This window comes from Enterococcus sp. AMC1623, assembly GCF_058216495.1.
Genome location: NZ_CM177096.1, coordinates 2271616 through 2286241, shown reverse-complemented (window position 1 = coordinate 2286241; position 14626 = coordinate 2271616). Strand labels below are relative to the sequence as shown.

Sequence of the window (14626 nt, the reverse complement as noted above, 5' to 3'; positions counted from 1 at the left end):
GTGCTTTTTTTATAAGTTTCTCATCTTATTTTAACACTAAAGTCGTTAAAATTTAATCATAAGATTTGTTATATAGAAAAAATTTTAAAGAAGAGAAAAGAAAAAAAGATTGACCAGTCAACAAGTGGTTCGTTACTATAGAAAATAAATGCAATGAACCGGGAGGAAAAGTGATTGAATATTCAACAAATGCGCTATGTCGCAGCAATTGCCAATAATGGTAGTTTTCGAGAAGCAGCTAAAAAATTATATATTTCGCAACCAAGCCTTTCCCATGCTATTAAAGAATTAGAAAAAGAATTAGATGTCCAACTCTTTGAACGCACCAGACAAGGAGCCTCATTGACCTCTGAAGGGATGGATTTCTTTCAATACACACAGCCAATTTTGGCTCAAGTTGAGTTATTAGAAAATCGTTACTTAGCAAATGAAGAGAACGAAAAACATTTTTCTATTTCTAGTCAACATTATGATTTTCTATCGATTATGATTAGTCAATTAATTCAAGATTTTCCAGATTATAATGATTTTCGAATTTTCGAAAGTACTACTTTAAATGTCATTAAAGATGTAGAGCAGTATCGAAGTGAATTTGGTATTTTATTATTTAATGATTCCAATCAAGCTGGTTTAAGTCGATTGTTAGAAAACGGCGAATTAGAGTATGAGATTTTAACTACTTTCCAGACGCATATCTTTATGAGAGAAGGTCATCCGTTAGCGACTAAATCAGTGATTGAATTATCAGATTTACATGATTATTCGCAAGTTCGTTTTACACAAGAAACAAATAATTATACCTATTTTGCTGAAGATTTAATTGATTTCCCAGGAATTACCCAGGTAATTCATACGAGTGACCGAGCGACACTCACTGGGATTTTACAGCGGACAGATGCGTATGGTTCAGGTTCTGGTTTAGTGGAGGATCCACGTAGTCAAGGGATTGTTTTAATTCCTTTAGCGAACTCACCCGAAAATAAAATGGTCATGATTAAAAAGAAAAGTCGCAGAATATCAGGAATAGGTGAAGCCTTTTTAACAAACTTGAAAAAATATTTCATTGATTTTCAAGAAACCCAGAAAAATAAAAAGAAATAAATTGAATTCAAGTCACTTTTTTGATAGTATGAACTCAATAATGACTTATGCGCGTTTGAAAAGGAGTAGTAGGTGGTGTCCTTTTTGTTAGAGAGTACATGGTTGGTGGGAATGTACAAAAGACCCGTTGAACTCGCCTTTGAGTGTATGATTTTCTTAAAGCTTTACAAAAAGTGTGTAGAGAAAATACGGTGACGACCGTTACAACGTTTGAGGTTGGAGCATGTCCAACAAATATAGGTGGTACCACGTCAATTACGTCCTATAAGAGGCTTTTTTGTGCTTCTTATAGGGCTTTTTATTTTATTAAGGAGGAGTCAAGTAGTGAATTATAATCACAAAGAAATTGAAAAAAAATGGCAAAAGTATTGGGCAAAAAACAATACCTTTAACACGCATGATGAAACAGGTAAACCAAAATTTTATGCTTTAGATATGTTCCCGTATCCGTCTGGTCAAGGACTACATGTTGGGCATCCAGAAGGGTATACAGCAACAGATATTTTAGCACGTTTTAAACGTAGTCAAGGCTACAATGTGTTACATCCAATGGGGTGGGATGCATTTGGTTTACCAGCAGAACAATATGCGTTAGATACAGGAAATGATCCCGCTGAATTTACAAAGAAAAATATCGAAACATTCCGTCGCCAAATCAATTCTTTAGGTTTTAGTTATGACTGGAATCGTGAAATTAATACCACTGATCCAGATTACTACAAATGGACCCAATGGATTTTTACAAAGTTATATGAAAAAGGCTTGGCGTATGAAGCTGAAGTAGCGGTAAACTGGGTGCCAGAATTAGGAACAGTTATTGCGAATGAAGAAGTTATTGATGGGAAAAGTGAACGTGGCGGCTACGATGTTGTCCGTAAACCCATGCGTCAATGGATGTTAAAAATTACTGCGTATGCAGATCGTTTATTGGATGATTTAGAAGAACTAGATTGGCCAGAAAGCATTAAAGACATGCAGCGTAATTGGATTGGACGTTCAGTCGGTGCGAATGTCACTTTCAAGGTGGCAGGAACAGAGAAAGACTTTACGGTTTTCACTACGCGTCCGGATACTTTATTTGGAGCAACCTATGCTGTATTAGCTCCAGAATTAGAGTTAGTGAAAGAAATTACAACTCCTGAACAAAAAGCAGCCATTGATGCGTATGTTGAAGAAGCTTCAAAAAAATCAGACTTGAACCGTACAGATTTAGCCAAAGAAAAAACTGGTGTGTTCACTGGAGCATATGCGATTAATCCAGTCAATGGTAAAGAAATTCCAATTTGGATTGCTGACTATGTTCTGGCAACTTACGGAACAGGTGCCATTATGGCTGTACCTGCGCATGATGAGCGTGACTATGAATTTGCCAAAACGTTTGATTTGGAAATCATCCCTGTCCTTGAAGGTGGCAATGTAGAAGTAGCAGCATTCACTGAAGATGGTTTGCATATCAATTCTGATTTTCTAGATGGCATGAATAAAGAAGATGCGATTGCCAAAATGGTAGCATGGTTGGAAGAAAACGGTGTGGGAAAACAAGAAGTTAGCTACCGTCTACGTGACTGGTTATTCTCTCGTCAACGTTATTGGGGTGAACCGATTCCAGTCATTCATTGGGAAGATGGCACAACAACAACTGTACCTGAATCAGAATTACCATTACGTCTACCAAAAACGGAGGATATTCGTCCAAGTGGAACTGGAGAATCTCCATTGGCAAATATTGATGACTGGGTAAATGTTATCGATCCTGAAACTGGTAAAAAAGGTCGTCGTGAAACCAATACAATGCCACAATGGGCTGGTAGCTCATGGTATTTCTTACGTTTTATCGATCCGCATAATAAAAATGAACTAGCTAACTATGAAAAATTGGAACGCTGGTTACCAGTTGATATTTATATCGGCGGGGCAGAGCATGCAGTCTTGCATTTATTGTATGCTCGTTTCTGGCATAAATTCTTATATGATTTAGGCGTAGTGCCAACCAAAGAACCATTCCAAAAGTTATATAATCAAGGAATGATTTTAGGTTCAAACAATGAAAAAATGTCTAAATCACGTGGAAACGTAGTAAACCCTGATGATGTAGTGGCGCAATATGGTGCTGATACATTACGTTTATATGAAATGTTTATGGGACCATTGGATGCATCAATCGCTTGGAGTGAAAATGGCTTAGAAGGTAGCCGTAAATTCCTTGACCGTGTATGGCGTTTAATCGTGGACGAAAACGGTAAAATGCGTGATCGAATTACCACTTTCAATGATGGTAAATTAACAAAAGTGTACAATCAAACCGTTAAAAAGGTTACGGAAGACTTTGAACATTTGCATTTCAATACGGCTATTTCTCAAATGATGGTCTTTGTGAATGAAGCCTATAAAGCCGATGCACTTCCTTATGAGTATGTCGAAGGATTTGTCCAATTACTTGCACCAATTGCACCACATTTAGGTGAAGAATTGTGGTCAATTTTAGGAAATACAGAAGCTATTTCTTATATTGCATGGCCAACTTACGATGAAGCAGCGTTAGTTGAAGAGGAAGTTGAAATTGTCTTACAAGTAAACGGTAAAGTTCGTGCTAAAGTGAATGTTCCAGCAGAAGCGAGCCGTGAAGAGCTAGAAGCAATTGCGAAAGCCGATGCAACTATTCAAGAACAAATTGCCGGAAAAACAATTCGTAAAGTAATTGCAGTACCTGGAAAATTAGTAAATATCGTAGCCAATTAATTTCAAACCATTCATTCTGTCTGATGCAGAATGAATGGTTTTTTAGACTTTAATTAAGCAATAAATAGAAGACAATGAAGGATGAAAATAGATTATAATAAACAAAAAGGAGGTGAGGATATGAAAGTTGTAGCAATGATTGATTCATTCAAAGGATGTGCAACCTCAGAAGAATTAAATCAGGCGGTTTTAGCAGGGTTACCAGATGAAATTTGGACAGAAAAATGCACTATTCCGATTGCTGATGGTGGTGAAGGAACAATGGCAGCTATTTATGCAGAATTAGGCGGGACATGGCAAAGTGTAACAACGCAAGATCCCTTAGGAAAACCGATTACCGGTCAATACTTATTGAGTCGCTTTGAAGGTCAAGAGATTGCTGTAATTGAATCAGCTGTTTTTATAGGGATTCATTTAGTTGAAGTTTCAGATACTGTAATTCGCCAAACCTCTTCTTATGGATTAGGCAAAGTTATTCAAGATGCACTAGCTCACCGTGTCACACAAATTTATTTAACTTTAGGTGGTAGTGCAACATCTGATGGTGGATTAGGACTATTGCAGTCCCTTGGTGCAATCATTGAAGGAAGTGAGGAAGGTAATCCACTAATAAATATTAATAATGTTGATTTAAAAGGACTTCAAGGGGAGTTGAATAATGTGGAATTAGTAGCATTAGCAGATGTTACCAACCCTTACCTAGGTAAAAAAGGATTTGCCGAAATTTTTGCACCACAAAAAGGAGCCTCTAAAAATACAGTTAGTGAAATGGAGCAACAAGCACAACTTGTCGCTAAAAAAATCAAGCAGCAGACCAATTTAGATTTGGCTACCATTTCTGGTTCTGGAGCAGCAGGCGGTTTGGGAGGTGCAGTGATTGTTTTAGGAGGTAAAATTGCACCTGGTTTTGTAACTTTGCAAAAAATAATACGATTAGAAGAGAAGTTACAAAAAGCAGATTTGATTTTTACTGGAGAAGGTAAAATGGATGGACAAACAGACCAAGGGAAAGTCCCCTTTGGTGTGGCGCAACTTGCCAAAAAAGCTGGTATACCAGTGATTGGTTTGTGTGGCAGCCGCACGAGAGATATCGGGAAAATGACCGAGGTAACACTCGGCGTTTTTAGTATTCAACAAGGCCCGATTTCTTTAAAAGAAGCGATGGAAAAAGAGCGAACCTTGACTAATATCCAACAGTTAGCAAGCGAGTTAAGTCACGTTTTTATGTACAAAAAAAAGTAGCTGTTTAGATTTCTAAACAGCTACTTTGATTTTATTATTCAGCTTCATATGTTACTTCGACATTGCCATTGATAGCTTTTGAATACGGGCAAATATTATGTGTTTCTTCCATATATTTCAATGTTTCTTCTTTTGATAGACCTTCAATTTTACCGATTAAATGAACAGCTAAATGCAATGTGTGGTAATCAGGTAAATCGCCCAATAATGTCACTTCTGCACGAACCGAACGAGGTAAATCACCATGACCATCACGTTCTAATGGGAAAATAAGTGCACCGTTGAAACAAGCAGAAAAACCTGCAGCAAATAACTCTTCAGGGTTTGTATAACCTTCTTTTTTCGTTCCAGTTGTTTTTACTTCAAAATCACCATTTAACGATTTACTTACGCCTTCACGACCGCCTTCGTTAACCACTGTTGAAACGCCTAATTTTTTACTCATACAATAAACACCCTTTCGTTTTTTGATCTATCTTAACTATAGTATAAAACGAGAAGAATGAAAACCGAATTGCCTTATGATTGAAGACAAAATAAAAGAGCGTAGGAACCACGCTCTAGTTTATTTTTTTGTATAAGCAATTCCATAAAAAAGTGCACCTGTAGCAACAATTGGTAAAAACAATACCAAAACCAAACCATGTGGAAGTGCGGAGCGAGTATGTAAGTGAGCTACATCAGGTAGACCAATCACACCCGTTGCTGTTAATAATTTCCAACCTAAGAAACTAGCGACTACAATCATCAATGCAATAACTGCATAGAAAAGAAATTTCTTTTGTTTGCCCATGAAACGTATCCCCTTTAATTTTACATTCACAGTTATTATACAAGAAATTAAAAGAAATAATAGAAAATTTTTCAAAAATTTTCTTTTGTAATCATTTTGAAATAATTAGGCATTTTCACGTATTAGTCGTTGCGTAATATGAAAGTCTCCTTCATAAGGTTCTTGGACTCCACGAACTTTCATCATTTGTTCAGTACCTTTTCCAGCTAAAATCACAGTATCTTCCGCTTGAGCTATTTCTACGGCAGTGGTTACGGCTTTGGCACGGTCTAATTCAATTTGAACGGGCAATTGTGTAGTAATGGCTTGATAAATTTCCTTGGTAATTGCTGAAGCATCTTCAAAACCAGGATCATCACTTGTTAAAATAGCAATGTCTGCACATTCACTTAATGCTCGTCCAATATCAGGACGGCGAGAATGCGCTTTGTCACCAGCACTACCAGTGACAATAATTACTCGGCCATTAGGTCTTAGTTCTTTGGCAAATTCACCAATAGCTTTGATACTTAAATAGTTGTGCGCATAATCAATGAAAATATAGGCGCCATTTGCTTTTTCTAATAAGTTCATGCGACCAGGAACATGGCTTTGTGGTAAACTAGCTTGAATCATTTCTTTAGAAACGCCTGCTAGTCGGGTAGTTAAAATAGTTGCTGCTGCATTATCATGATTAAAAGTGCCAAATAACGCGAGTTGATAATCACCAGTAACATCTAAGGCATCTTCAGTTGCTTCTAAGTGGAAACAACGAGGGTTAGCTAATGGCTGAATGCGGTAAGTTCCCGTTTTTTGCCCAAATGTATAATAAGGCACCTGTTCTTTTTGGCAAATATCTTCTAACACATCAAAGTGATCACTATCATGATTAATGACCACTTGCTTGCTATTTCTTAGTAATTGACATTTGCAGGCGAAATACTCTTCAAATGTTGCATGTTCAATTGGACTAATGTGATCGGGACTAATATTAAGGAAAATGCCTGTTTCAAAAGTTAACCCAAAGACTCGTTTGGTTTTATATGCTTGTGAAGAAACTTCCATTACTAAATGAGTAGTACCACTTTCCACTGCTAAAGCCATTTGGCGGTAAAGGTCTAAGGCTTCTGGCGTGGTTAATTTTGACGCATAAAATGTGGTGCCATCTAATGTTGTTTCTTCCGAAGAAAACAACGCGACTTTTTGATGGAAAGCTTCGTCTAATACTTTTTTGATAAAATAAGCGGCGGTTGTTTTTCCTTTGGTGCCTGTAATTCCGATTTTGTATAATTTATCTTGCGGTTGTTGATAAAAAGCTTGTGCAACAACGGCCATCGCTTCACGAATGTCAGTTACCAAAATCTCTTGTGCATCCACATCATAAGACACTTCAGACAGATAATGCGTCACACCATCTTGCACCGCAGCTTCTAAAAGTTCTGCTTTAAAGTTCAATCCTTTACAAAAGAAAAGTGTGTGCTCTTTTAAGTCACGTGAATCATAGGAGAGATACGTGAAGGTATTGTTAGCAGATTCTTTGATTTTTTGCTGCCAGTTTTCGTTAGCTACCTTTTCTTGAAGTAACTGATGTTTGCTTAAAAGGTTACAAAGTTCATTAATTGTCATGGAATACATAAATAAGTTTACTCCTTGTCCTAAAGTTCTAGCTAATTATAGCATAGGATATCAGAAAGAGGCATTTTCGCAAGTTGAAATATTAAAAGGGTGTAACGAATAGAAAAATAGATTGCGACAAAGAGCATTTCGCATTAGAATAAGAGATATGTATGAAAGAAAGTGGAGAAGAACTCAATGACAGATAATACAAAACAGGCTTCATCTGAATTGACAAATGAAGACAAAATGGCGCGTGGTTCTGCTTGGATGACCATTGGCAATATTGGCTCTCGTTTGATGGGCGTTATCTATATTTTGCCTTGGTATTATTGGATGGGTGAGTACGGCGATGTGGCAAATGCCTTGTTTAACATGGGATATAATGTATATGCGCTTTTCATCATGGTTTCAACTGCGGGAATTCCTGCAGCGATTGCCAAACAAGTCGCTTATCATAATTCAAGACAAGAGTACCGTACAAGTCAGCGTCTATTCCATCGTTCCTTGCAAGCAATGGCAATTTTAGGGCTGATTAGTGCTTTAATTATGTATTTTGCTGCGCCAGTGTTGTCACAAGCTGCTGGTGGTGGTGTCGATTTGATTCCATCAATGCGTTCGTTAAGTGTTGCAATTTTAGTTATTCCAGTGATGAGTGTAATTCGAGGATATTTCCAAGGAATTCAAAATATTGCGCCATTTGCGATTTCCCAGTTAGTAGAACAAGTCGCACGTGTTATTTATATGTTAATTGCCACCTTTATGATTATGAAACTAGGTGATGGCGATTATGTTGCTGCAGTTACACAATCAACATTTGGTGCTTTTATTGGTGCGTTAGCGGGAACAGGGATTTTAATTTATTATTTCCGTAAAGAAAAAATCAAAATGGATATTTTAGCAGAAAACAGCAAAGAAACTGGTAATGTAGATACGATTAAATTATTGATATCGACAGTTAAAGAAGCGATACCGTTCATTATTTTAGGTGCAGGGCTCACAATTTTCAAATTAGTTGACCAATATACATTTGTTCACACAATGAGTGGTTTTACAGAATACTCTAAAAATCAATTGATTGCTTTGATGGCTTTATTTGGTGGAAATCCAGATAAATTATCAATGGTAGTTATTGGTTTAGCCACTTCAATGGCAATTGTTGGGATGCCATTATTGACAGAATCGTATGCAAAACAAGACTATAAGGGAATGGCAAAATTAGTTACAAATAATTTACAACTTTACGCATTTGTCATGTTACCAGCTACTTTAGGTATGATGATTTTAGCTTATCCGTTAAACACAATGTTTTATAAACCTGATCAATTAGGAGCGAATTTATTAATTGCTGTGTGTATTTCTGGTTTAGCACAAGGGTTATTTATGGTAACTTCCATGATGTTACAAGGAATGTATGAAAATGGTTCAGCAGTATTATTTTTTGTGATTGGTTTAATTGTTAAAATTGCCACACAGACAATTTGCATCCGCATGTTAGAAGCTTATGGACCCATTGTTTCAACTACACTAGGGATGAGCGTTGCTTGTTACCTGAATTTATGGAAAATTCATAAGAAGACGCGTTTCAACGCACGTTTAACGTGGAAACGTACAGCATTGATTGCTGTTATGACTGCGATTATGGTTTTATTTGCAGGTCTTACAAAATTTGGCTTAGAATTAGTTTTAAGCCCAGATAGTAAAGTTCAGTCATTTATTATTATTATAATTGTCGCAGGTGTTGGGGCACTTGTTTACGTTTATATGGCATTGAAATTGCGTTTAGCAGACAAGTTATTAGGCTCAGGTATGGCACGTTTTAGAACGAAATTACACATTAAATAGTGATAGGTTCGGAAGGAAATCTCTTCCGAACTTTTCTGTTGAAAGGAGAAAAAATGCGATTAGATAAATATTTAGCCGATATGGATTTTGGCTCACGAAAAGAAGTGAAAAACTTTATTAAAAAAGGATTGGTTTCAGTCAACGGAACAGTCATTAAATCTGATAAATTCCAAGTGAAAGAAAATGAAGATACTGTATTTTTTGATGGGGAGCCTGTCGTTTATCAAAAATATTTTTATTACTTATTAAATAAACCAGCTGGCGTAATTTCAGCTACGATTGATGATTACGATGAAACCGTGATGGATTTATTTGATGATGAACATTATCGTGAGGATTTATTTCCAGTTGGACGTTTAGATAAAGATACAGAAGGATTATTAGTTATCACCAATGATGGTGCCTTAGCACATCGACTACTATCACCGAAACGTCATGTAGAAAAAGAATACTATGCACAAATAGCTGGTGTGATGACTCAAGCGGACATTGAAGCTTTTGAAAAAGGACTCACAATTGATGGGGAAGCCTGTCTTCCTGCTAAATTAATGATTGATACCATTGACGAGGAGGAAGAAACTTCAGAAATTCGTTTGATTTTGCATGAAGGAAAATTTCACCAAGTCAAACGAATGGTCCAAGCGGTTGGTAAAGAGGTAACGTATTTAAAACGTATTCGCATGGGTGGATTAGTTTTAGATGCAACGCTTGATTACGGAGAACATCGTGTTTTAACCGAAGCAGAACGGACTCGTCTGGAGCAAAAAAATTAGTAATTGTTAAAAAAGCTTTGATCCAAGCCGAATCAAAGCTTTTTTTTCTTATTCCCACAATCCAGGAGTCGCAACGATATGCATTTGTTCTTTGGTAAAAGGATGAACTAAAAACATTTCATAGGCATGGAGCAACAAACGCGGCCCTTTTTTGGTTTGATATAAAGGATCACCAACAATGGGATGACCAACACTTGCAAGGTGAACGCGAATTTGATGGGTGCGTCCCGTGTCTAGCACACAATAAATCTCACTAGTTTTTTGATGGACTGCATGCACTTCAACATGCGTAATGGCTGTTTTGCCTTTGCGCTCATCAATGACGCGTTTACGGCGGTCGTGACGATCACGACCCATTTTTTTATGAATGGTGGTATCGTTGTTTAATTTACCCCAAACAACTGCTTGATAACGGCGATAGATCGCTTTTTGTTCTAATAGACGTCCTAAAATCGGTAAGACTAAAGGATTTTTGGCAAATAAAATTACCCCGCTTGTTTCTTTATCTAAGCGATGGACCACATAAGCTCTTTGGTTTTTTTCAGCAAGATAAGCCGCTAAATCATTTAAAAGTGTCTCTGTTTCATCTGGTTGGTTTGGGTGAGTTTTTACACCCGCTGGTTTATTGACTAAAATAATGTGTTCATCTTCAAATAGAGGATGAATATTTTTTTTGTTGCCAAGATGAATTTCTTGATAAGTATAATCTGTTTCTTCTAAACGCAAGGTAAGAGTATCACCTGCGTGGACCTCTTGATGAAACATCGCAAGTTCATTGTTGAGTAAGACATTTTTTCGTATGCGTAAAAAATGACGAACTTTACGAGGAACTAGCCACTCCTTTTCAAGTAAGTCACGAATTGTCATTGGTTGTTGTGAAGCAGGTAAAGTAATTGAATATTCCACAGCCAACGCTCCTTTCGTCTGTCATTATATCATCTTTAACGCTTTTTTAAGAAAAAAACAACGAAAATGTGACAATTCAATGGTAAACTAGGCAAAGTCGAAGTCTATGTTAAAATGACGTAACTTACGTCTCTAGTCGTATTTTCTTATTAGAAAAATATGCTACACTTTGTTAGAGGAGGGGAAGCGATGGATTTTCAGCGCTTTTTAGCTACAATAAAAAAATATTTAGGTATTATAAAAGAATATTTGATTCGTTTTTGGCAATGGATGAAACCTTATCTTGTTCAATTCCATCAATGGCGCAAGCGAGTTTGGAAAAAATATCATGTGAATAAAATTATTATTTTATTGGCATTAGTTGGCGCATTAGTTATGAGTGTCTACTTATTTTATATTGCAAAAACAACCAAGGTTTCAGAGCTAGAATCAGGATTACGTGAATCTACGATAATTTATGATAAAGAGAATCAAGAAGCTGGACGAATGTCTGCTCAAAAAGGAACATATGTTGATTTAGATCATGTATCACCTTATGTGGTTGACGCAGTTATTTCGACTGAAGACCGTAGTTTTTATTCACATCATGGGTTTGATATTAAAGGGATTGGCCGAGCAGCAGTTCGGATGCTTATCAATCGCAGCACTAGTGGCGGTGGTGGTAGTACTATCACCCAGCAGTTAGCCAAAAATGCCTATTTAACGATTGATCAAACCTTTAACCGAAAAGCCAAAGAAATATTTTTAGCAATTGAAATTGAAAAGAAATATTCTAAAGACGAAATTTTAGCAATGTACTTAAATACATCTTATTATGGAAATGGTGTTTGGGGCATTCAAGACGCAGCGAAAAAATATTTTGGTGTGGATGCAACAGACGTAACTATTGGTGAAGCAGCGACTTTAATTGGGATGCTAAAAGGGCCATCGATTTATAATCCAATTGACGAACCAGAAGCTGCAACCAATCGTCGCGACACTGTCTTACAGTTGATGGTAGAAAATGGCAAATTAGACCAAACTTCAGCCGATCAAGAGAGTCAAGTGGCAATCACTGATTTATTGTATGATGCTTACAATCAAACGGATGCCGGGTATCAATATCCCTATTACTTTGATGCAGTAATTAATGAAGCAGAACGTGAGTATGGGATTGATGACGATGATTTAATGAATCGTGGGTATAAGATTTATACAGCATTAGATCAAAATTACCAAGTTGCTATGCAAGATACTTATGCAGAAAATGGTTATTTTCCACCAAATGCGGAAGATGGGACGATGGTTCAATCAGCATCTGTGGCCTTAGACCCTGGTACAGGTGGTGTTCGTGGTTTAATTGGTCGTCGTGGAGATTACACTTTTAGAGGATTTAACTTTGCGACAGATATGAGACGTTCACCAGGTTCTACGATTAAACCATTGAGTGTATATGCACCGGCCTTAGAAGCTGGTTACAAACCAGATAGTATTTTAAAAGATGAACCACAAAGTTATTACGATGCAAAAAATTACAGTGGTACTTATGAAAATGAAGTTCCGATGTATCAAGCAGTCGCGCGTAGTCTGAATTTACCCGCAGTATGGTTGTTACATGAAATTGGCTTGGATAAAGGTTACAACAAAGCCAAAGCATTTGGCTTGAACTTAACCGACTCTGATAAATATTGGGGCGTAGCATTGGGTGGCTTAGAATATGGGGTATCACCAATGACCATGGCAGGAGCATATGGTGTATTTGCAAATGGTGGAACTTTGTATACACCGCATTTGATTACCAAAATTATTGACTCAACCGGTGCAGTTATTGTTGACAATACACAACCTAAAGGGAAAAAAGTAATTTCTCAAGAAACAGCCAATGAAATGACCAGTATGTTGTTAGGAACCTTTTCAAATGGTACCGCAATGGAAGCTGCACCGTATAACTATACAGTTGCTGGAAAAACAGGAACAACAGAAACCAACTTTGACGCAACTAAAAACAATGACCAATGGATTGTCGGCTATACACCAGATGTAGTGATTTCAACTTGGTTGGGATTTGAACAAACAAGTAAAGATCATTATTTAGAAGGAACTAGTGGTGAAACAGTAGGACCAATCTTTAAAGCGCAAGCAGACAGTATTTTACCTTACACATCAGGAACCAACTTTACTGTAGCAGATGCTTATTGGACAGGGGGCAAAGTCATGTCACCAGATGAAGCTCCTGAAGAACAAACCACTACCGAAGACGATCAGCCATGGCAAGATGACTTAAATAAATTTACAGAAGATGCGAAAGATGGCATGCAGAAATTTGGCGAAAAAGTGAAAGAAGGGGCTAAAGACCTATTCCGCGGCATTCGTGACCGTTTAAGATAAGCATTAGCCACATGAAATAGAACATGTTACAATATAACTAACTTAAAGAAAAGCGAGGGACAATTATGTCTAACATTTATGATACAGCGAATCAATTAGAACGTGAAATTCGTGATATGGAGCAATTCCAAGAATTAAGTGACACATTTACAAAACTAAAAGCAGATGAAAAAGCTTATGGTTTGTTTAAACAATTCCAAGAATTCCAAATTTCACTTCAAGAAAAAATGGCTGCTGGTGAAGAAATGACAGATGAAGATGCAGAAAAAGCACAAGCATTAGCTGTAGAAATTCAACAAGAAGAATTAATTGCTGATTTAATGCGTGTTGAACAAGCATTTAGTACAGTAATCAATGACTTGAACCGCATCATTATGACACCATTAAGAGAATTATATCAAGACTAAACAACAGGAGAGTTTGGGAAACACCAACCTCTACAAAAAAATATCGGCACAAAACTTTTTCCAAGTTTTTGTGTCGATATTTTTTATTGTTTGAAACTATTTACGAATGTTGTTTTGGATTTTTTTAATTAATTTTTCTTTTTCCAGAATTGGTACCATTTCTTTTTCTTCGCTTCTAGATCAGCTTTTAACTCTGCTAATTCTTTTTCTAGTTGCTCTTTTTCTGTAGTTAATGCTTCAGCTTTTTTCATTTGTTCTTCTAGCTTAGCCACTTGTGCTTCTAGCTCAACAGAACGTTTGTCATCTTCTTCATTGGGTTCTTTAGGAGCTTCTAAAGCAAAATATTGATGAAGTTCTTTGATTAATTTTTTATCTTCTGCATTTAGTTGTTGCTGTTGATCGATTAATTTTTGTAATTGTTCAATTTGTTCATCTTTTTTAGCTAATTGCTCAATTAAATAATCGTTGATTGGGCTACTTACCTCATTTTGTGTGCCTTCTTCATTGATGTCTTCCCCTAACTCATCAATGATACGTTGAACCCCGTTTTCTTTAATATAAATTGTGTTGTTTTCTTTGTAGTAATGATCTTCAGGTAGTTTTTTATAACGATAGATGACTTTATCGCGTGATACACCCAATTCATTGGCTAATTGAGTGAGTGTTTTGCCTGTTTGTTCTGTCATAATTCCCATTTCTCCTTTACCTAGTAATTACTTAGGTACTAACTAAGTGTTTTCAATAGATAGATTTTATCATAAAATTACTAGAAATGCTTGAAAAATCTTTATTTTTTTATTTTTTTCTACGTAAGCGCATTATTTTACCGAGGTAATCACAAAGTAATGTTAATTTTTCGC

Annotated in this window: 12 protein-coding genes and 1 other annotated feature; of the genes, 7 read left to right on the top strand and 5 right to left on the bottom strand. The window is 36.6% G+C overall.

Annotated features, from left to right (window positions below):
* Window positions 1–174 precede the first annotated feature (174 nt).
* From AC4BC7_RS11080 to AC4BC7_RS11070, 3 genes are all read left to right on the top strand, one after another.
* Window positions 175–1101: a LysR family transcriptional regulator gene (locus tag AC4BC7_RS11080; RefSeq protein ID WP_490502867.1), complete on the top strand. Its 927-nt coding sequence runs from the start codon at window positions 175–177 to the stop codon at window positions 1099–1101.
* Between the two features lie 45 nt (window positions 1102–1146).
* Window positions 1147–1369 (top strand) — a binding site (T-box leader).
* Between the two features lie 56 nt (window positions 1370–1425).
* Window positions 1426–3840, top strand: coding sequence for a leucine--tRNA ligase (gene leuS / locus AC4BC7_RS11075; RefSeq protein WP_490502866.1), 2415 nt, complete (start codon window positions 1426–1428; stop codon window positions 3838–3840).
* Between the two features lie 120 nt (window positions 3841–3960).
* On the top strand, window positions 3961–5082 hold the full coding sequence (locus AC4BC7_RS11070) for a glycerate kinase family protein (protein ID WP_207871809.1): 1122 nt from the start codon (window positions 3961–3963) through the stop codon (window positions 5080–5082).
* Between the two features lie 34 nt (window positions 5083–5116).
* Here AC4BC7_RS11070 and AC4BC7_RS11065 read toward each other — a convergent pair whose 3' ends face one another.
* From AC4BC7_RS11065 to murE, 3 genes are all read right to left on the bottom strand, one after another.
* The gene (locus AC4BC7_RS11065) at window positions 5117–5527 is read right to left on the bottom strand and encodes an Ohr family peroxiredoxin (RefSeq protein WP_207871808.1); all 411 of its coding nucleotides are present in this window, start codon (window positions 5525–5527) and stop codon (window positions 5117–5119) included.
* Between the two features lie 120 nt (window positions 5528–5647).
* Entirely contained in the window at window positions 5648–5875 is a 228-nt protein-coding gene (locus AC4BC7_RS11060) for a hypothetical protein (protein ID WP_207871807.1), read from the bottom strand.
* 105 nt (window positions 5876–5980) lie between these two features.
* Entirely contained in the window at window positions 5981–7489 is a 1509-nt protein-coding gene (gene murE, locus AC4BC7_RS11055; RefSeq protein WP_490502865.1) for a UDP-N-acetylmuramyl-tripeptide synthetase, read from the bottom strand.
* Between the two features lie 177 nt (window positions 7490–7666).
* On the opposite strand from murE, the gene AC4BC7_RS11050 reads away from it, so the two are divergent.
* Window positions 7667–9313, top strand: coding sequence for a putative polysaccharide biosynthesis protein (locus AC4BC7_RS11050; RefSeq protein ID WP_490502864.1), 1647 nt, complete (start codon window positions 7667–7669; stop codon window positions 9311–9313).
* 53 nt (window positions 9314–9366) lie between these two features.
* On the top strand, window positions 9367–10086 hold the full coding sequence (locus AC4BC7_RS11045; RefSeq protein ID WP_490502863.1) for a pseudouridine synthase: 720 nt from the start codon (window positions 9367–9369) through the stop codon (window positions 10084–10086).
* A 48-nt stretch (window positions 10087–10134) separates the two neighbouring features.
* Here the strand turns inward: AC4BC7_RS11045 and AC4BC7_RS11040 are convergent, their stop codons facing one another.
* Window positions 10135–10992 (bottom strand): RluA family pseudouridine synthase, encoded by an 858-nt coding sequence (locus AC4BC7_RS11040; protein ID WP_490502862.1) that lies wholly within the window; start codon window positions 10990–10992, stop codon window positions 10135–10137.
* Window positions 10993–11181: 189 nt separating this feature from the next.
* On the opposite strand from AC4BC7_RS11040, the gene AC4BC7_RS11035 reads away from it, so the two are divergent.
* Entirely contained in the window at window positions 11182–13359 is a 2178-nt protein-coding gene (locus AC4BC7_RS11035; protein WP_490502861.1) for a PBP1A family penicillin-binding protein, read from the top strand.
* Window positions 13360–13424: 65 nt separating this feature from the next.
* The gene (locus tag AC4BC7_RS11030; protein ID WP_207871801.1) at window positions 13425–13766 is read left to right on the top strand and encodes a YlbF/YmcA family competence regulator; all 342 of its coding nucleotides are present in this window, start codon (window positions 13425–13427) and stop codon (window positions 13764–13766) included.
* A 128-nt stretch (window positions 13767–13894) separates the two neighbouring features.
* Here the strand turns inward: AC4BC7_RS11030 and AC4BC7_RS11025 are convergent, their stop codons facing one another.
* On the bottom strand, window positions 13895–14452 hold the full coding sequence (locus AC4BC7_RS11025; protein WP_207871798.1) for a DUF536 domain-containing protein: 558 nt from the start codon (window positions 14450–14452) through the stop codon (window positions 13895–13897).
* Window positions 14453–14626 lie beyond the last annotated feature (174 nt).

Excerpts from the sequence above, each read along its gene's own strand:
- AC4BC7_RS11050 (WP_490502864.1), top strand. The coding sequence starts at position 7,667 with ATGACAGATAATACAAAACAGGCTTCATCTGAATTGACAAATGAAGAC.
- AC4BC7_RS11070 (WP_207871809.1), top strand. The coding sequence starts at position 3,961 with ATGAAAGTTGTAGCAATGATTGATTCATTCAAAGGATGTGCAACCTCA.
- AC4BC7_RS11035 (WP_490502861.1), top strand. The coding sequence starts at position 11,182 with ATGGATTTTCAGCGCTTTTTAGCTACAATAAAAAAATATTTAGGTATT.
- AC4BC7_RS11065 (WP_207871808.1), bottom strand. The coding sequence starts at position 5,527 with ATGAGTAAAAAATTAGGCGTTTCAACAGTGGTTAACGAAGGCGGTCGT.
- AC4BC7_RS11030 (WP_207871801.1), top strand. The coding sequence starts at position 13,425 with ATGTCTAACATTTATGATACAGCGAATCAATTAGAACGTGAAATTCGT.
- AC4BC7_RS11045 (WP_490502863.1), top strand. The coding sequence starts at position 9,367 with ATGCGATTAGATAAATATTTAGCCGATATGGATTTTGGCTCACGAAAA.
- AC4BC7_RS11060 (WP_207871807.1), bottom strand. The coding sequence starts at position 5,875 with ATGGGCAAACAAAAGAAATTTCTTTTCTATGCAGTTATTGCATTGATG.
- AC4BC7_RS11025 (WP_207871798.1), bottom strand. The coding sequence starts at position 14,452 with ATGACAGAACAAACAGGCAAAACACTCACTCAATTAGCCAATGAATTG.
- murE (WP_490502865.1), bottom strand. The coding sequence starts at position 7,489 with ATGTATTCCATGACAATTAATGAACTTTGTAACCTTTTAAGCAAACAT.